This window comes from Bradyrhizobium tunisiense, assembly GCF_042263385.1.
GTDB classification, from domain to species: Bacteria; Pseudomonadota; Alphaproteobacteria; order Rhizobiales; family Xanthobacteraceae; genus Bradyrhizobium; species Bradyrhizobium tunisiense.
On record NZ_JBHLEV010000001.1, the window covers coordinates 1,582,303 to 1,600,489 of the forward strand.

Genomic DNA, 18,187 nt, shown 5'->3' on the forward strand with positions numbered 1-18,187 from the left:
AAGAATGCCTCGTTTTGGCGGCTTTTTCGCCCATCCGTGGCGGTCGGTCGGAATCCCTCCCTCTCCGCCAGTCAAATTGAAATTGCCGATTAGCAGCGAGCTCTTTGAAGCCGTTGCCGGCTCAATCCAGCAACAGCTTGTCCGGCGTCAGGGGCAGATCGCGGATGCGCTTGCCGGTGGCGTTGAACGCGGCATTCGCGATCGCCGCAGCCACGCCGGCGATGCCGATCTCGCCGATGCCGCGCGCGCCCATCGGCGTGCGGGGATCGGGAATATCGGTCCACAGCACGTCGATGTCGGGCACGTCGAGATGGGCCGGGATGTGATAGTCCGCGATGGACGCACTGATGATCCGACCGCTGCGCTCATCGAGCAGGGTCTCTTCCGTCAGCGCCATGCCTATTCCCATGATCATGCCGCCGCGAAACTGGCTGGCCGCCGTCTTCGGATTGAGGATGCGACCGCAATCGAACGCCCCGACGAGACGGTCGACGCGCACTTCCCCCGTCACCTCGCTGACGCGCAATTCGCAGAAGATCGCGGACCGGCTGTGCATCGAGAATTTCAGCACCTCCAGCGGCGCCGAGCTTTCGCCGACGACGCTGATGTCGTTGCGCGCCGCCCGCTTGAGGATCGATGCGAAGCTTTCATGTCGCAACGGATCGCCGATCTTGCGCAAGCCTGCATCGGCGAATTCGATCTCGTTCGCCCGCAGGCCGGCCAGCGGCGTGTCGTTGCCGGCCAGGCGCAGCAGTTCGCCGGCGAGCTTCGTGCTCGCCGCGTTGATCGCTGCGCCAAGCGACGCCGTTTGCGACGAACCGCCCGCAAAGCTGCCGAACGGCAGGCTGGTGTCGCCGATCCGAACGGTGACGCTGTCGAGCGGTAGTCCGAGGCGATCGGCGGCGTGCTGCCGCTGCACGGTTGCCGTGCCCATGCCCATCTCGTGCGCGGCACTCGCCACGGTCGCGCGACCCTCGCCGTCGATCGTGATCCGGGCCGACATGCCCGGCATCCGCACATAGGGAAACGAGCCTGAGGCGCATCCCAGGCCAACCAGCCACTCGCCCTCCTTGCGGGAACGCGGCGCGGGCAGACGCCGCTCCCAGCCGAAGCGTTTCGCGCCGAGCTCGTAGGCCAGCATCAGGTCGCTCTGCGAATGCGGCGCACCGCTGACCGGATCGGCGTGACCGATATTGCGGCGCCGCAGCTCGATCGGGTCGATCTGAAGTTCATGCGCCAGCTCGTCCATCGCACTCTCGATCGCGAACGTCCCGGGCGCCTCGCCCGGCGCGCGCATGAACGTGTTGGCGAGCAGATCCAAGTCGATGGCGTGCTGCACGATGTCGAAGCTTCGGGCGGCGTAGAGCGATCGGCTGGTCAGCGTGAACGCCTCGTCGGTCACGCTGTGCGCCGGCTTGACCGAATAGCCGTGATGAAGAATCGCCAGCAGCCGGCCGTCGCGGTCGGCCGCGAGCGCCACGCGTTGCTCGGTCTGCGAACGGCCGCCGACAAGACGCTGCATGCTGGCCCGCGACAGCACCAGCCGGACCGGCCGCTGCGCGAGTTTCGCGGCCGCGGCGCCGAGGATCTGATGATCCCACAGTGCCTTGCCGCCAAAGCCGCCGCCGACGAAGGGCGAGCTGATGAAGACCTGCGTATCCTTGATGTCGAACACCTTCGCCAGCGACCCGGCCGTGCCGTTCAACATCTGCGTGGCGTCATGCACGATCAACCGGTCACCGTCCCAACGGATGGTTGCGGCATGAGGCTCCATGGGGCTGTGAGTTTCCCAGGGCGTGCGATAGACGACGTCTATGACCGCGGCTGCTGCCCTGAATGCGGTTTCCGAATCGCCCTTCTTCAGCCGGTTACGCTCGATCATCAACGAATCCGGCGTGCGGGCATTCGCCTTGCCGGCCTCGAACTCCGTTCGCGCAGCGACCGCTTCATAGCGGACGACGACCAGCGACGCGGCGAAGTTCGCCTGCTCCTGCGTCTCTGCGAGCACGACGGCCACTGTCTGGCCGTTCCAGCGGATCTCCGCGTCCTGCATCACCGGCAGGATGTTGTTGCCGGCGGCTTTCAGATTCGTCAGGCCGAGCGGCGGCGGCGGCGCCATTTTCGGAGCATTGCGGTGGGTCATCACCAGCGCCACGCCGTCCGCCGCCTCGGCGGCTGCGACGTCGAGCTCGGCAATGCGCCCGCGCGCAATCGTGGAGTGGACGAATGCCGCATAGAGCAGCCCTTCCATGGGGACTTCCGCCGCGAAGCGCGCGGCGCCCTTGACCTTCTCGGGGCCGTCGACGCGCGACTGCTGCGTCCCGAGGTTGACGCGCTTGTCGATCAGCGGATCCGGCGTGCCGCCCGGCAACCAGCTGCCGGGAACGTACCCCATCGCGGCGCGCACACCGCCGACGATCGCATTCTGCAGCTTGCTCATGCGTCCGCTCCCGTCAGCTGGGCGAGCACGGCCACGATGGTCCGCTTCGCGAGTTCGACCTTGAAGGCATTGCCGTCGAATGGGCTGGCGGCCGCCAGTTCGGCATCGGCCGCTGCACGACAGCGATCCGGCGTCGGCGCCTCGCCCAGCAGCATTTTCTCGGCCTGCCGCGCGCGCCACGGCTTGGCGGCGACGCCGCCGAGCGCGATCCGCACATCCCCAATCTTTCCGTCGGCGACATCCACGCCGGCTGCGACCGATATCAGCGCGAAGGCGTAGCTCGAACGATCGCGCACCTTGCGATAGGTGGAATGCGCGGCCGCCGGGCCTGGCGTGAGCTCGATCGCGGTGATCAGTTCGCCGGGATGCAGGATCGTCTCGATCTCAGGCGTCTCGCCCGGCAAGCGATGGAAATCGGTCAGGGGCACGCTGCGCTCGCCTCCATCACGGGCGAGATGAACCGTCGCATCGAGTGCCGCAAGCGCGACGCACATGTCCGATGGATGGGTCGCGATACAATGCGGCGATGCGCCGAGGATCGCGTGATAGCGGTTGAAGCCGCCGATGGCGTCGCAGCCGGCATGCTGCTCGCGCTTGTTACAGTGCGAGCCCGCCGCATCGTAGAAATAGGCGCACCGCGTACGCTGAAGGATGTTGCCCCCGACCGTCGCCATGTTGCGGATCTGCGCAGAGGCTCCGGCCAGCAGCGCGCGCGACAGCATCGGATAGCGCGCACGCACGGCGGGATGCGCAGCCAGCGCGCTGTTGCGTACCGACGCGCCGATCTTGAGGCCTCCATCAGGCAGTTCGATGATCTCCGCCGGCAGGCGCGAGACATCGACCAGCGCCTGGGGCGCCTCGATATTCTGTCGCATTAGATCGACGAGATTGGTGCCGCCACCGAGGTAGCGGACGGGTGCCGCGGCCGCGGCGGACAGGGCCGCAGCCTGATCGGCAGCGCGCTGATAGGCGAAGGTTCTCATGCCGCTTCTCCGTCCATCAGCGTCTCGATGGCGTCGATGATTCCGTTGTGAGCGCCGCAGCGGCACAGATTGCCGCTCATGCGCTCGCGGATCTCGTGGCGCCGCTCGCCCGTCGGGCCTTCGGCGAGATCGGCCGTGACGTAGCTGGGATCGCCGCGCCGCAATTCCTCGATCATGGCGATCGCCGAGCAGATCTGGCCCGGCGTGCAATAACCGCACTGGAAGCCGTCGTGCTCGATGAAGGCATGCTGCAGCGGATGCAGCTCTCCGTCTTGAGGGGCGAGACCCTCGATGGTGCGCACCTCGCAGCCGTCGGCCTGAACGGCCAACGTCAGGCACGACAGCACCCGCTCGCCGTCGATGATGACGGTGCACGCGCCGCAGCCGCCCTGGTTGCAGCCGAGCTTGGTCCCGGTCAGGCCGAGACGCTCCCGGAGCAGGTCGAGCAGGGAAATCCTGGGATCGTCGGGCGGAGGATGTGCGATGCCGTTGACGACGATAGCCATGGACGCCTCCATCTCTGGGCCGAACTTCTCAAGCTCCGGCAGCCATCACCAAGATTAATACGAATTTCGTACTATTCAAGTTTCGTTGTCGGCAATTTTTTCGGTCAAACGGATCAATTCGTCCTGCTCGGATGTCTCCAGCGCCCGGAGCATGGTCCGGCAAGCCTGCCGGTAGCCTTCGATCTGCTCGTCAACCACCTGGCGCCCCTTTTGGTTCGCGCTCAGGGCGACCGCGCGGCGATTGTCCTCCGGCCGGCGACGCTCGATCAGGTCTTTCTTCACCAGCCGATCGACGGCAGAGGACATCGTCGTCATCGCGACATTGAGATAGCGCGCGACATCGCCCATGCCGCAACCGGGATGTTCGGCGATGAACATCAGGGTCTGGGCATCGAGCGCGTTGAGCGCGTTGTCGGCCGCAGCGACCGCCTCGGCCACCTTGAACCGGCGCGTGAAACGTTCGAACGCGCGCGTCAGTTGCTCGACTTGGTCTCGGGTTGGTTCAGGCATGGCCGCAGCAAAACATGTTCGGCAGTTCGGGGCCAGAGATCGATACACCAAACAAGGGTTTGTCGCTGCAGGGGGGGAGCGCCCCGGCAGAACCTCGGCGATACATCCTTCAGACGCTAACCCTTCCCGCTCGGCCGATAACGCACGTGGTCAATCAACACCCGCAGCTTCGGCGGAAGATTCCGCCGGTCGGGGAAGTAGAGGAAGAAGCCGCGGAAGAACGGACAGTATTCCTCCAGCACGGGCACCAATTCTCCTCGCTCGATATAGGGCCGGAACGTGTCCTCCATGCCGAACGTCAGGCCGCCGCCCGCGCAGGCGGTGCGCACCATCACCCACATGTCGTTCGTCGTGATCCTTGGCTCCACCGCGACGTCGAACTCGCGCCCGTCCTCGGCAAATTCCCAGCGGTAGGGGGCCACGTGCGGCGACGGCCGCCAGCCGATGCAGCAATGCTGCGAAAGTTCGCTCGGGTGAGCGGGGGCCCCAAACCGCTCCAGATAGGCGGGAGCTGCCACGACGAGCTGGCGCTGCTCGGCTGAGACCGGCACGGCGATCATGTCCTGCTCGATCACTTCGCCGAGCCGGACGCCGGCGTCGTAGCCCTCGGCCACGATGTCGAATTCCTCGTCGGTCACGGTGACGTCGATCTGAACGCCGGGATTGGCCTGTGTGAAATCGGCAAGCAACGGGCCGCAAATGAATCGCTCGGCGATCGACGACACCGCGAGACGCAGCTGCCCGGTCGGCTGTGCGTCACGGTCGCGGGCGCCATTGATCGCCTGTTCGACTTCGGCCAGCGCCGGCGCCACGCGCTGATGGAAGCGAAGGCCTGCTTCGGTGAGGCTGACGCTGCGCGTCGTTCGCTGGACCAGGGCCACGCCCATCCGGTCTTCCATGCGCCTGATAGCCTGGCTCACGGCAGATCGCGTCACCCCTAACCGATCGGCGGCGCCACGGAAGCTCTTGACGTCCGCGACCGCGATGAAAACGGCGACGAGATTGAGGTCGGCAGTCATTGGTTAGAAAAGCTTACCACCTTGGTCATCATTGGCCAACTTATCTTATTTGTCGCTGAGCTCTATCTCCTGGCCATCCGATGGAGGCAATGATGACAGCACTTGATCAATACCGCCTGCTTGGCCGCTCCGGTTTGCGCGTCTCGCCGCTCGCGCTGGGCACGATGACCTTTGGAACCGAGTGGGGATGGGGCGCCGCTCCCGGCGAGGCACGGCGGATCTTCGACCTGTACGTCGACCGCGGAGGCAATTTCATCGACACGGCGGTGAACTACACCAACGGCGCGTCCGAGCGCCTCGTCGGTCAGTTCGCCCGGGACAAGCGCGATCGTCTCGTGCTCGCAACCAAGTTCACGATGGCGCGCGATCCCGGCAATCCCAACTCAGGCGGTAATCACCGCCTCAACATGATGCGTTCGGTGGAGCAGAGCCTGCGGCAGCTCGACACCGACCGCATCGACCTGCTCTACCTCCACGGCTGGGATGCGACGACGCAGCCGGATGAAGTGATGCGCGGGCTGGACGATCTCGTGCGCAGCGGCAAGGTCCAGTATGTCGGCATCTGCAACACGCCGGCCTGGCGCATCGCGCAGCTCCAGACGCTGGCAGATCTGCGCGGCTGGTCGCCCTTCGTCGCCCTGCAGATCGAATATAATCTGGTCGAGCGCACGGTCGAACATGAACTCATTCCGTTGGCAACCGCGCTCGACCTGGGCGTGCTGCCCTGGTCACCCCTCGGCGGCGGCGTGCTGACGGGCAAGTACACGCGGGCCGACCTCAGGGATTCCCAGGAACGGGCCGTCGGAACGACGCGGGCCTCGATCATCGCTTCGTCCGGCCTTCTCAACGAGCGATCGCTCGAAGCCGCCGAGATGGTGCGAACCATCGCCGCCGAGCTCGGCGCGACGTCGTCGCAGGTGGCACTCGCGTGGACGCTGGCCAATCCCGCAGTCACCTCGCCGGTGATCGGGGCTCGCACGCTGGGCCAGGCGGAAGACAATTTCGGCGCGGTCGGGATATCGCTGTCGCCTGACCAGATGGCGCGTCTCGACCGGGCCACCGCGCCCGAGCCGATCTTTCCCGGCCGCTTCCTGCGCCGTCCGATGGTCGAGCAGCTCATCTTTGGCGGCGCGACCGTCGCCCGGCGCGGATAGATCCTGAACAACAAGTCGGCGATGTCTGGCCGACCGCGCGTGCATCACTTCGGGGCAGACGACATTTTGCACCAGAAAGGGAGACACCAATGGCAACCATGTTCAATCGCGCACTTGCGTCGTGCATCTACGCAGTCATCGTGACGGCATCCACCCTGACGACGGCAGCGCCCTGCGGACAGGCCAACTCCGTGCAGGACGACAACAAGCGGATCGTCTCCGATGCGTTCGACCGCTGGGCGGCGGGAGGAACGACGTTCTTCAACGACCTGCTGCACGACGACGCGGTCTGGCGGATCAGGGGATCCGGACCAAGCGCCGGCGAGTTCCGGGGGCGCGACGTGTTCGTGGATCGTGCGGTGCGCCCGTTCGCGAGCCGGCTGTCGACGCCCGTGCGTCCGACGAGCGTGAGGCTCTTCGCCGATGGCGACCACATCATCGCGCATTGGGAAGGCCGCGGCGTGGCGCGCGACGGCAAGCCTTACGCGAACAGCTATGCGTGGATCATGCGCATGCAGGACGGCAAGGCGGCGGAGGTGACGGCCTATCTCGACCTCGCACCCTACGACGACATCCTGCGGCGCATTCCCTTGCCGGCGCAATAGCGCCGGCTGCCGGCATGAGCGGCGATGCGGCCGCTCCATGTCGAAGGTGCCGTGGGGCTGGACGCGCGGGGGATCGACGACTTGCAGAGGTCCGATTCCTGCCTCCCGTAAGTCCTTGATATCGCGGGCCTCGCCTACTGTGCATGGGGTTGTTTTCACCATTATTGTCATCCGGGCCCTCGGAAAGCCCGCGGCCCACCCGCCTGCTTGAACCCACGTCGCGCACGATCCGACCTAGCAAGGTCCCGCCATCCGGCGGGCACCAGGTGATCCCACGACGATGTTCGATAAAACCTACCGGCAGCGCCTCGAAGCTGATCTTGCGCGATGGGAGGCCGACGGCGTGATTGCGCCGGCGGCGGCCGTCGCGATCCGCCATGCGCTGCCGCCGCTGCCTGCGGGCATCAACATTGCCGTGGTCGTCGGCATCGTCGGCGGCTTGCTGATCGCGGCCGCCTTCCTCGCCTTCGTCGCCGCGCACTGGACGGAGATCGCGCGGCTGATGCGGTTCGCGATCCTGCTGGCCGGCATGGTCGTCACGGGCAGCCTCGGCGCCTGGTTCGCTGCGCGGGGCCGCGACGTTCTTGCCGATCTCTGCGCCAGCATCGGTGCGATCATCTTCGGCGCGGGCATCGCACTGGTCGGCCAGATGTACCATCTCGGCGAGGATTTTGCCGGTGGCATGCTGCTGTGGTCGATCGGTGCGTTCGTCGCCGCATTGTTGACCGGCGCGCGCGGGGCGCTCGCGGTCGGCCTCGTCGCCGCCAGCATCTGGACTTGCATGCGAATCCACGACGCGCCCGACGTCTTGCATCTTCCGTATCTGGTGGTCTGGCTCATCGCCGCCGGCCTCGCCTTCGCATGGAACTCCCGCGTCGCGGCCCACCTCGTCGCGCTCGCGGTGCTGCCATGGTGGATCGCGACGTCGCTTCGCTTCGAGTTCGAGGGCGCCCAGCCGTCCTTCGTGCTCGCGGACGGGGCCGCCTTGTTGTTCGGCGCCGGGCTTGCGATCGCAGCGATGCCCTCGCCGAGGGCGCGCCAGCTTGGGACCGTTCTGTCGACCTACGGCGCGTTTGCGCTGGCCGGTGTCGCTTTCCTCGAAGTGACGACGGTTGACGACATCATCCGCTTTCGGGCCAGCCCGGTGTCCGCCCAGCCGATTTGGGCGATCCTGTGCGGGGTTGCTGGGGTGATCCTCGCCCTCGTCTCCGGCATGCTCACGAAGCGCGCAGGTGAAATCCTTGCAGCCTGTGCGATCGGGCTCGTGCTGATCGCCGCACCGATCTGGCCGGTCTCGACGGCTGGCGAGCCCTGGTTCGCTTACGCCGCGCTGCTGTGCGCCATGCTGTGCCTCGTCGTCTCCGGTGTGCTCGACGAGGTGCGTCCGCGGATCGTTGCCGGCTGGCTCGGGATCGCCGGCGTCATCGCCGGCATCACCTGGGCGGTGAAGGGCTCGCTGCTCGGCCGCTCGGCGTTCCTTGCGGGGGCCGGAATCATTGCCGTGGTCTTTGCAACCGCGCTCAATCGCATGCTGCCGAGGGCTGAACGATGATCGGCACTATCACTGGACTCTGGCAACGCATTCCGAAAGCCGTGCTGTTCGGCGTCGCTGTCCTCATTCAAGGCGTGCTGCTGGTCCTGATGGTCGCCGACCGCGTGCAGATCCTGCGCGAAGGCCGTGAGGTGACCTTGCAGACGCAGCCGGTCGATCCGCGCGATCTCCTGCGCGGCGACTATGTCGTGCTGCGCTACGACATCTCGGAAGTGCCGGCGGGGGCGCTCGCCGGCAAGCCGGCTGACACGCGCAAGCCATTCGTGTTCGTCAAGCTCGCGCCCAATGCCGACGGCCTTTACGCCGCCGTCTCGGTGCATGCCGAGCCTGTGCCGGTCACGGCGCCCGAATTGCTGATCCGCGGCCGCGTCAGCTATTCCTGCGGATCGAATGTCCGCACCTTCTGCGACAAGCTCACGATCAAATACGGTCTCGAAAGCTATTTCGTGCCGGAAGGCGAGGGCCGGAAGCTGGAGCAGGCCCACAACCAGCAGAAGGTCCGCATCGTGGCTGCCGTGCTGCCCTCGGGCCGCGCCGCCATCAAGCGGCTGCTGCTCGACGGCGAGCCGGTGTACGAGGAACCGCTGTATTGACGGGCAATCATTCCGGCGCCGCCTGCGGTCTTGCCGGATTGTGAAATTGTGACTGGTCTCGTCGTCGCGGAAGCCCCAATGTCGCGACTCGAAAAATGGGACCGACATGCAATCTGCGGGCAGCGGCTGGGGCAACGGGCTTCTCGGCGTCATCATCTTCAGCGGCTCGTTGCCGGCGACACGCGTCGCGGTCGGCGGCTTCTCGGCGCTGTTCCTGACGTCGGCGCGCGCGGTCATTGCGGCACTGATCGCCGTGGCCGTGCTCGGCCTGCTCCGGCAGGCGCGGCCGCAGCGAAAGGATCTCGCCTCCCTCACCATCGTCGCAATCGGCGTCGTGGTCGGCTTCCCGCTGCTGACCGCGCTCGCGCTCCAGCACATCACGTCGGCGCATTCGATCGTCTTCATCGGCCTCTTGCCGCTGTCGACGGCGATCTTCGCCGTGCTGCGCGGCGGCGAGCGGCCGCAGCCGCTGTTCTGGCTGTTCGCTTGTCTCGGCAGCGCCACGGTGGCCGGCTTCGCCCTGTCCGGCGGCGGATCGGCCTCGCTCACCGGCGATCTCCTGATGGTCGTCGCCATCGTGCTGTGCGGGCTCGGCTATGCCGAAGGCGCCGCGTTGTCGCGCCGGCTCGGCGGCTGGCAGGTGATTTCCTGGGCGCTCCTGCTCGCGCTGCCGCTGATGGTGCCGCTCGCGCTATGGACCTGGCCGTCCAGCTGGAGCGGCGTCAGCGTGCCCGCCTGGATCGGGCTCGCTTACGTCTCGATCTTCAGCATGTTCGTCGGCTTCATCTTCTGGTACCGGGGCCTTGCGATCGGCGGCATCGCGCGCGTCGGCCAGTTGCAACAGCTCCAGCCGTTCTTCGGTCTCGCGCTCGCGGGCCTGTTGCTGCACGAGCCGGTCGCCTGGAGCATGATCGCCGCGACCGCGCTCGTGGTTGCCTGCGTGTTCTTCGCGCGCCGGTTTGCGTGAGCCTTCGCCTCACGCCTGTCCCATCACCGTCCGCGTCAGCGCGCTCCGTGCGAACTTCTTCAGCGGCATCGGCTTGCCGAACAGAAAGCCCTGCACGAGGTCGAAGCCGAGCTCGTTGGCCGCAACGAGATCGGAGCGGCTCTCGACCCCCTGGGCCACGCTGCGCGCGCCATGGCCCTGCGCGAGCTCGACGATGTGGCGGCACACCGTGCGCTTGAGCCGGTCGTTGCCGCTGCCGGTCACGAACTGCCGGTCCGCCTTCAGCTTGACGAAGGGAATCTTGTCCAGGCCCATCAGCGCCGGCCAGTTGGTGCCGAGATTGTCGATCGACAGGCCGATATTGTGCAGGCCGATTTCGCGCGCGACTTCGGTGAGGTTATCGAGATCGCGGATCGCCTCGTCGCTGTCGATCTCGACCGTCAGCCCGCCGAAGGCCGGATGCGTCGGCACGCTGCGGCAAAGATCGCGCACCGCCTGCGGCTCAGTGAGATAGGACGCGGGAAGATTAATCGACAGGTCGACCGGGCTTTGTTGCTCCAGCAGGTAGTGCCAGTCCTGCATGGCGCGCTCGATCACGAACTCCGACAGGTCGCGCAGATGCGGATCGTGCGGCTCCGGAATGAAGTAGGCCGGCGGCACCACGCCCCAGGTCGGATGCCGCATCCGCACCAGCGCCTCGGCACCGCTGCGGACCAGCGTGCGCGCGTCGATCTTGGGCTGGTACCAGAGCTCGAGCCAGCCGGCATGCAGGGCCTCGCCGACATGCACGGCCGGGCTCGGCGCCGGCTCCTCCGGCAGTAACATGGCGACGCGCTCGCGCAGCGTCTCCGCGGCAAAGGGCGTGGTCAGCGGCGGCAGCATGGCAAGACCATATTCCTCGCCGACCTGCCGCACGGCTTTGACGATGATCGACTCGCGGGCGCCCACCGCCAGAACCTTGCCGGCAAAGGCCTCGCGCACCAATATTTCGAGGAATCTCCCCGGCTCGATGCCGTCGGTGGCGACGCCGAGCAGGATCAGGTCCGGCAAGTCGGTGGCGAGCACGGTCTGCAGCTCGTCCGCGCTGGCGCATTCGCTGGTGACGAAGCCGAGATCCTCCAGCACCTCGCTGAGAAAGGCGCGCAGATGCCGCTTGCTGTCGGCCACGCAGGCGCGCGGCGTTACCTTACGTCGTCCGAAGGTCACAGGCCTCCGTCCGACGAGCTCAACCATCCCATCGTTCATCGTATACCACTCCCGTTCCGTGACGGTTTCTTAAACGGCGAGCGTGGGTCCAAATAAGGAGAGCTTCACATCGTTCTTGAATTATCTGAGTAACGTTAAACCCTGCAATTCGAGCTAAATCTTCGACAGTCTGTTCGAAAAGAATTTGCATACTCGAGCACCGCACGCGCAACGACTGCCAGCGCACACGAAATTCCTCTCTTGCGATGCAAGAGGCGAGGGGCTCGCCGACCGGCGGGGGCGGGCGATACGATTGTGTGTCCTTTCGAAGCAACGGCAGATGATCAGAGGATTACGATCAGTGGTTTTTTCGGGGTGCGCGGCGAGTGTTCGGCGACGGTGAACGGGACCGCGTCGTCTTTTCCCGCCATGCGCGCATGCGCCGCCTTCGCTCGCGGCGGTTCTGCGACAACGCGGCCGGCCCCGCGGGCGCGAATGTGAAACGCATCACACGTGTATTGCTGCACTTGCGCTATTGCTCGGCTCAGCCGGTGGTGGGCTGGCGAGGATTGCGACAATGACGACGCGGCGGTTGATGTATTGGTGGTTCAGAACCGTGATGTCAGGGCGATTTCTCGATCGCTTCCTGTGCCTGCCGCGCGCACATTGAAGCGCGCCGCGCGATATCAGGTCTGCCCGATCAATTTGCGAAACGCGGCCGCGCCGTCTTGCATCGCGTCGCGCCCCTTCCAGGCCAGATAAGTCAGCTTGCCGCCGAGCGTGTCGTGGCTGCGCAGCCGGCGCGATCCGAGAATGTGGCCGACATTGGAAGGAAAGCGGCTCACCTCGGCGGAGACCAGCGCCGCGATCGCGTCCATCAGTTGCTGGAGTCGGATTCCCCATTCGCAGTTTTCGATCCCGTCGATGCGCACCTTGAGCGCATATTCGGTATCGTAGACCTCGGTGAGCAGGTCGCGGGCGACCAGCACGCGGTTATGCCGGAGCGCGATGCGAAGCGCGAGGCGCTTGTCGTCGAGCCGGTCGAGCACCATGGGAACGACGCAGGCATAGGGCGCGGCGGCGACGTCGGCGGGGCTCTTGCTCGCCGCGGACTTGGTGGCGAGGCGTACCAATTGCCAGGGCGTCGCCAGGCGCCTTGCCACCAGCGTCAGCGCGAAGTGCAGTGCCTCGGGGTGAGCCTTCTTGAAGGCGTCGAGCTGCGCGGTGACCTGGGTAACCTGGCCGTCGTCGAACCTTGAGATTTTTTCCGGCAGTTTTCCGTTGAATTTCGGCAGCGCATCGCCGGCGCGCAGCACGTGCTGCATCTTCCTGACGTCGTCGAAGGCGCTGCGCGAGGCCGTGTACTGCGCGAGCTTGGCGCGCGCGAATTCGGTGCTCTCCGCCGAAGCGAAGGTGCTCTCGAGGACCTTGACGACCTTGATCTGGAAGGTCGACGCGATCTTCAGGACTTCCTTCGGATTGTTGGCGGCTACCTGGTCGCCGATCGCCTTGATGTAGTCGCGCGCCATGGTCGGCAACAGGTCGCGGCAGATCCACTCCCAGATCGGAGTGAGGGTGTTGCGCGAGATCCGCCCCATATTGGCGTGCTCGGGCGCGCCGTCGATCAGGAACAGCTCGAGCGGCGCGAAGAAATAGCGCGAAGGACTGGTGGCGCGCGCCTGGGTCGAGCCGTCCTTGCGAAACTCGGCGCGCAAGCGGGACAGGACGTCGGCCGAGCCCGGCATGTCGATGCCGCACAGCTCGAGCCGCTCCAGCTCACTGAGCAGACAGCTGCGCGACAGCGGCGTCAGCCTCTGCAGGAATTCCGACAGCCGATCGATCTCGTCCATGGCACGCAATCTTTCGCAGCGTGTCCCGCAGGCATGCGGGCCCAATGCGTGGAGGCATTTGCGCGCTCTCAACCTCCCAAGAGAAGCAAGCCGCCGTTAATTATTCCGTAAAAACCGGGGGGCGGCCTCCGGGCCAAAGCGGCGGTTAAGGAGTTTTCGGGCCGTTTGCCCAAGACCTCGGCAGGAAACTCAACCCCTGCGGGACCGAATGCCGGACGCCGCCAGCACAAATTGTGCCGACGTCGCCATTTTAGCGCAAAACCGCCGAAATAACCGTAGTCTTACGGAGCAGAAAGTTAACCACAGACCGTCCCCGGTTCCGCTAAATGAGTGACATGGGGTCACAGAATGATACGGCCACCGATTCGCGGCCGTCGGAATGGTACGAAAGCAGCGCTGCTCCGACTGAAGAGCTCGATTTCGTCCGCCTGGGCGCCGCGCGGGCCAAGGCGGCCGACGAAATGGCCGCTGCCATCGCCCGGGAGCTCAACGGCCCCCTGACGGCGCTGCTGCTCTACATGGGCGAGATCAAGCATCACAGCGATCAACTCGCGCCGGTGACCGGCGATCGAGCCTATCTGCAGCGGGTGGTCGAGAACGCGCTGGTCCAGACCGAGCGGGTTTGCGGCCTGGTCAAGCAGCTTGCCGGTCCCGGCACGGGCGGTTTGCCGATCCCATCCAGCGTCGAGCACCTGGAATCGAAGGTCGGCCGTGCACAGCAAGCCCAGCGCCCGCCGGGCGCCGAACTTCTCGGCCCGTCGGGCCAGAAGCGGCTGACCAAGCGCGAGCGCGAGGTGCTGAGGCTGATCAGCGAAGGCTACTCGAACAAGCAGGGCGCGCTTCGGATGCAGATCAGCCCGCGCACGTTCGAGAGCCATCGCGCCGAGGCGATGCGCAAGCTCGGTGCGCGCAACACCGCGGATCTCGTCCGTGCGGCACTGCTGCATTCAATCGACTGAGACTGGCGTGTTGCATCGCCGCCAGGCGGTGCGGACAAAGGCCGGGAGAGACCTCTCGAACCCGATCGCGCTCAGAAATAGTCTTCGGCGAAGGGACGCGCGCGCGAGACGGGACGCAGCGGCTTGATCTCTTCCTTCGGTGCGTTCGGGATGATGGTGATGATCCAGCGGGGAGGCATGCTCGATTCCTGCTCCAGCACCGAACGCACGAAGCCGGTCACCGTCGACTCGCCAGCCCTTACCGTCGCCATCCGGCCGTTGAACTGCGCGATGCGGAAGCGACGAACCTCTTTCTGGTCCGCGGTCTCGTAGGTGAACATGGAAAACCCTCCTGGTTTTCCGCGACTATCACCATCTATGATTAGCCATCTCTAAAAATCGCACGCCGTAGAAGTACGGCGGGAATGCACGCCCGAGTGGTTAGCGCGACGGCTCCTGTGCGCGCGCGGCGGCATAGGCGGCATCCATCAGGTCCAGCAGATCGCGGAATTCGACATCGCCGAGCCGCTCTGCGGACTTCTCGAGCATGAGCGCCAGCGCCGCGAGCCTGACATAGCCGAACGTCGCTGCCGCGCTCTTCAGCGAATGCGCTTCGCGCGCGATCCTGGCGTGGTGCCGGGCGGGCGAGAGCGTGCGGAATAGCTGGAGGCGCGCGCAGCTCTCGCTCCAGAACACGTCGCGCACTTCACAAGCGCCGTCTTCGCCGATCTCGCGCACCAGCGCTTCGTAGGCGTGCGGCTCACGCGCGGGTTCGGCATCGAACGCCTTCTGCGCGGGTAAGACGGTGACTTCCAACTTGGCCTTGCCTTGATCACGGATCGCTATCGCGCGGCACGTCACGGCGCGGGCGCACGCCCGTGTCTACGGCATATGAATTTCAGTTCCAGTAGCAGGTTATGAGGTGTTTGCAGGCCGGCATTAGCCGGCGGTTCACCATGCGAGCCACGGTCAGCGCGTGCCGAGCAGTCGGTCGTACTGGGCCTTCACGATGGCGTAGCATTCGCACGCCGTCTGGCGCAGGCCGTCGAGGTTGACGATCTGGATGTGCCCGCGGCTGTAATGAATGAAATTGGCCTGTTGCAATGTATTGGCGACCAGCGACACGCTGTTGCGCCGCGCTCCGATCATCTGCGCCATGGCCTCCTGCGTCAGCAGCAGCCGGTAGTCGCCCGACAGGTCATGAGTGTGCAACAGGCAGCGCGACAGCCGTGCCTCCACCGGATGGGCGGCGTTGCAGCCCGCGGTCTGCTGGACCTGCGCGTAAACCGCCAGCCCGTGGCGCGTCAGCAGCGTGCGCAGGGTGATGCTCTGGTTGGCGGCGATCCGCAGCCGGTCGAGATCCATCACCGACGCAAGGCCCGGCACCAGCACGATGGCGGTGTTCAACGCGCATGCATCGCCCATGGTCGAGAGCGCCCCGAGCAGGCTGTCGCGGCCGATCATGGCGACCTGCACATGCTCGCCCTTGGCGAGTTTCACCACCAGCGAGATGACGCCGCGGTGAGGAAAATAAGCGCGCTTCAGCGTCTCCCCGGTCTCGACCAGCACCGCGTCATGGGGCAGGTCAACTGTTCGCAGGTGCGGGCGGATCAATTCATATTCGTCCGCCGGCAGTGCCGACAGGAAACCGTTGGGCGGGCGCCCCATCGACTCCAAAGCTGCCTCCCTTCTTCTGGCGCAAGCAGGGCGCGGTAGGTGAAACCGCTCCTTGGGCGAGTAAGTTCGATCATTCTCCCGTCGGGATATATTGGCAATTGGGACAAGTTGTCCGATCCGCCGCGTCGGACGATCGTCCCATTTGCATGTGTATACGTCGGCGTGCAGTCGGAGCGCGTGGAGTTCTCGTCACCGCGGGGGACCCATCAGGCGCATATGGTGGGCCTTCACTGCCGAATTGCAGACGCAGGAGGTCGCTTCCAGCGCCCGCAAGTCGACGATTTCGATCCGGCCGCGTCTGTAATGAATGATGCCGGCCCGCTGAAGCTCATGTGCGACCAGCGAAATGGCGTTGCGCCGTACCCCCATCATCTGCGCCAGGGCTTCCTGCGTCAGCGGAACAATCTCGCTGTCCGACAGGTCGCGCGCACGCAACAACCAGCGCGCCAGCCGCGCCTCGACGGGATGCAGCGTGTTGCAGAGCAAGGACTGCTGGGCATGCGCGAGCAGGACCTGTTCATGGCGGACCATCAGGCTGCGAAACGGCGCGCTTGCGGCCGCGACGGCCCGGAAAGCCGCTATTTCCAGCGTTGCAGCAGTGCCGGGAAACAGCACGACAGCGTCCGCCGGCATGATGCCGTCGGCAAGCCCTGCGCCGCCGCCCACGACGCTGTCGCGACCCAGCATCGCAATCTCGATCATCTGTCCGTCGGACAGGCCGACCGTCATCGAAACGGAGCCGTCGTGTGGAAAGTAGACATACTTCAGCGCGGCGCCTGCCTCGCCCAAGACAGTCTCCCTGACCATTTCCACCGTCGTGAGATGTGGACGCAGCAGATCCAAATCTGCCGCATCGAGCATTTGCAGCAACTGATTGGGCAGGTGGCCGCTCGCGGTCATGCGGGTCAATCTGGCGCGTCTCGATATTCCGGTTGCGCCGCGCTCGTTCGTCACCCAGTTGCGCGGCGGGAAAAAATGTATCGTAACGGTTGTGGAGATGTCCATATACCCGTTAGAGGGCAGACAGCCCAGGGCATTTGCGGCGGAAATAGGAGTGACGCGCTGATTCGCTCCGGAGCCTGCGCGCCTGTCCTGCAAGGGGCGCAGGAAAAGCGGCGAGGGGGCCCTTCATGAGCCGGAAGCACTGCATCCGTGCTGCGATCGGACGCCGGTCGCCACGGGCATCCACTTGCATCGGACGAGTGCTCACAGTCATCCGACTTTGCTCCAGATCAAGGCGCCACCTGGCCGCAGATGTCGCGTCCATGGTCTTCGTTTTCCCGGCGCCGCAAACGACATTGACGACCATTCATTTCTCGATCGAACCCAGAGGAGAAAGGCGTGCGCCACGGCCCCATGATTGAATTGCCAGAACGGGACGCTCAAATGGGACGAGACGGCCTGCACCATATTCTCGTTGTCGATGACGATCCGATGGTGTGCATGGCCATCGAGATCTATCTCCAGCGCAACAATCTTCGCGTCACGATCGCAGAGGGAGGTGAAGCCGGACTGCGGGCCCTCGAACACGAACAGTTCGATCTGATGATCATCGACATCTTCATGCCGCACATGCGCGGGTTCGAATCGATCCGGATATTCCACGAGCGGGCGCCCGTCATTCCGTTGATCGCGATGTCCGGCTACGCCTTCGCCAATCTGAATTCGCCCGCACCCGACTTCCTCCGGATGGCGCTGGAGCTTGGGGCCGCACGCTGTCTGCGCAAGCCGTTCACGCCGCACGCGCTGCTCGCCGCCATCAACGATTGCCTGGCGGAGCACCGCGACATTGCGTCGGCCGCGCGACTGGGTTAGCGCCGCGCGGCCGCGGCGGCCGCGGGGTAACTGTTCGTTTACCGAAAGCGCGAACTTCTGCGGATCTCGCCAGACGCGAAACGACGGCCGCGAGGGCGCCCCCGATTGCGGACGGCGTCGTTCAATCCTGCGCAGGCCGTGCCTATCGTCCTACAGGAGCAGGACTTTCGCGTGCATCCCGCCGCGCCGTTGTCGGCGCGTTTACCTGACGCCTCTCGCCGCCGCGGCGCGATGACGGTTTTGCCGAAAGGCCTCCCCGCATGCAGCCGAACGGCAAACTTCTCTTCAATATCCGTATTAGCACGGAGGATGAAATTAACGGGACCGTGAAAGGGGATGTCTAACGATCGAAAAGGGCTTCCGTCAATTCCAAGCGCGGCCCAGGCGTCGAAGTCCAGCTCAGTAAGGCGTAGC

General features: G+C 65.3%; 18 protein-coding genes. 7 read left to right on the top strand and 11 right to left on the bottom strand.

The genetic code is table 11. The annotated features are described in order from the left end of the window. Positions 1–121: 121 nt before the first annotated feature. The 5 genes from ACFDR6_RS07465 to ACFDR6_RS07485 form a co-directional block, all read right to left on the bottom strand. Positions 122–2,395: a xanthine dehydrogenase family protein molybdopterin-binding subunit gene (locus ACFDR6_RS07465; protein ID WP_375857926.1), complete on the bottom strand. Its 2,274-nt coding sequence runs from the start codon at positions 2,393–2,395 to the stop codon at positions 122–124. A 41-nt stretch (positions 2,396–2,436) separates the two neighbouring features. Next, positions 2,437–3,423 (bottom strand): FAD binding domain-containing protein, encoded by a 987-nt coding sequence (locus tag ACFDR6_RS07470; RefSeq protein WP_375857886.1) that lies wholly within the window; start codon positions 3,421–3,423, stop codon positions 2,437–2,439. Next, positions 3,420–3,929, bottom strand: coding sequence for a (2Fe-2S)-binding protein (locus ACFDR6_RS07475; protein WP_375857887.1), 510 nt, complete (start codon positions 3,927–3,929; stop codon positions 3,420–3,422). The genes ACFDR6_RS07470 and ACFDR6_RS07475 overlap by 4 nt, the downstream gene beginning before the upstream one ends. Positions 3,930–4,004: 75 nt before the next feature. After that, positions 4,005–4,367 (bottom strand): MarR family winged helix-turn-helix transcriptional regulator, encoded by a 363-nt coding sequence (locus ACFDR6_RS07480; protein ID WP_317241912.1) that lies wholly within the window; start codon positions 4,365–4,367, stop codon positions 4,005–4,007. A gap of 188 nt (positions 4,368–4,555) precedes the next feature. Next, positions 4,556–5,458: a LysR family transcriptional regulator gene (locus ACFDR6_RS07485; protein WP_375857888.1), complete on the bottom strand. Its 903-nt coding sequence runs from the start codon at positions 5,456–5,458 to the stop codon at positions 4,556–4,558. Between the two features lie 92 nt (positions 5,459–5,550). On the opposite strand from ACFDR6_RS07485, the gene ACFDR6_RS07490 reads away from it, so the two are divergent. From ACFDR6_RS07490 to ACFDR6_RS07510, 5 genes are all read left to right on the top strand, one after another. After that, complete coding sequence (locus ACFDR6_RS07490) at positions 5,551–6,612, top strand: aldo/keto reductase (RefSeq protein ID WP_375857889.1); 1,062 nt, start codon at positions 5,551–5,553, stop codon at positions 6,610–6,612. Between the two features lie 89 nt (positions 6,613–6,701). Further along, positions 6,702–7,217, top strand: a complete 516-nt coding sequence (locus ACFDR6_RS07495) for a nuclear transport factor 2 family protein (RefSeq protein WP_375857890.1) — start codon at positions 6,702–6,704, stop codon at positions 7,215–7,217. A 280-nt stretch (positions 7,218–7,497) separates the two neighbouring features. After that, on the top strand, positions 7,498–8,769 hold the full coding sequence (locus ACFDR6_RS07500; protein WP_375857891.1) for a DUF2157 domain-containing protein: 1,272 nt from the start codon (positions 7,498–7,500) through the stop codon (positions 8,767–8,769). After that, positions 8,766–9,362, top strand: coding sequence for a GDYXXLXY domain-containing protein (locus tag ACFDR6_RS07505; protein WP_375857892.1), 597 nt, complete (start codon positions 8,766–8,768; stop codon positions 9,360–9,362). Before ACFDR6_RS07500 ends, ACFDR6_RS07505 begins: the two co-directional genes overlap by 4 nt. A gap of 106 nt (positions 9,363–9,468) precedes the next feature. Continuing rightward, positions 9,469–10,329: a DMT family transporter gene (locus tag ACFDR6_RS07510; RefSeq protein ID WP_375857893.1), complete on the top strand. Its 861-nt coding sequence runs from the start codon at positions 9,469–9,471 to the stop codon at positions 10,327–10,329. A 9-nt stretch (positions 10,330–10,338) separates the two neighbouring features. Here the strand turns inward: ACFDR6_RS07510 and ACFDR6_RS07515 are convergent, their stop codons facing one another. After that, positions 10,339–11,553 (bottom strand): EAL domain-containing response regulator, encoded by a 1,215-nt coding sequence (locus ACFDR6_RS07515; protein ID WP_212081935.1) that lies wholly within the window; start codon positions 11,551–11,553, stop codon positions 10,339–10,341. A gap of 626 nt (positions 11,554–12,179) precedes the next feature. Then, positions 12,180–13,343, bottom strand: coding sequence for a hypothetical protein (locus ACFDR6_RS07520; protein ID WP_375857894.1), 1,164 nt, complete (start codon positions 13,341–13,343; stop codon positions 12,180–12,182). Positions 13,344–13,678: 335 nt separating this feature from the next. On the opposite strand from ACFDR6_RS07520, the gene ACFDR6_RS07525 reads away from it, so the two are divergent. Beyond that, positions 13,679–14,302 (top strand): helix-turn-helix domain-containing protein, encoded by a 624-nt coding sequence (locus ACFDR6_RS07525; protein ID WP_212081931.1) that lies wholly within the window; start codon positions 13,679–13,681, stop codon positions 14,300–14,302. Positions 14,303–14,373: 71 nt separating this feature from the next. On the opposite strand, the gene ACFDR6_RS07530 is transcribed toward ACFDR6_RS07525, so the two are convergent. From ACFDR6_RS07530 to ACFDR6_RS07545, 4 genes are all read right to left on the bottom strand, one after another. After that, complete coding sequence (locus tag ACFDR6_RS07530; RefSeq protein WP_212081929.1) at positions 14,374–14,622, bottom strand: hypothetical protein; 249 nt, start codon at positions 14,620–14,622, stop codon at positions 14,374–14,376. A gap of 100 nt (positions 14,623–14,722) precedes the next feature. Continuing rightward, positions 14,723–15,097, bottom strand: coding sequence for an Hpt domain-containing protein (locus ACFDR6_RS07535; protein ID WP_375857895.1), 375 nt, complete (start codon positions 15,095–15,097; stop codon positions 14,723–14,725). 153 nt (positions 15,098–15,250) lie between these two features. After that, entirely contained in the window at positions 15,251–15,949 is a 699-nt protein-coding gene (locus ACFDR6_RS07540) for a Crp/Fnr family transcriptional regulator (RefSeq protein ID WP_375857896.1), read from the bottom strand. A gap of 198 nt (positions 15,950–16,147) precedes the next feature. Continuing rightward, positions 16,148–16,858: a Crp/Fnr family transcriptional regulator gene (locus ACFDR6_RS07545; protein ID WP_375857927.1), complete on the bottom strand. Its 711-nt coding sequence runs from the start codon at positions 16,856–16,858 to the stop codon at positions 16,148–16,150. Positions 16,859–17,344: 486 nt separating this feature from the next. Here ACFDR6_RS07545 and ACFDR6_RS07550 point away from each other — a divergent pair, with 486 nt between their 5' ends. After that, positions 17,345–17,773 (top strand): response regulator, encoded by a 429-nt coding sequence (locus ACFDR6_RS07550; RefSeq protein ID WP_375847805.1) that lies wholly within the window; start codon positions 17,345–17,347, stop codon positions 17,771–17,773. Positions 17,774–18,187 lie beyond the last annotated feature (414 nt).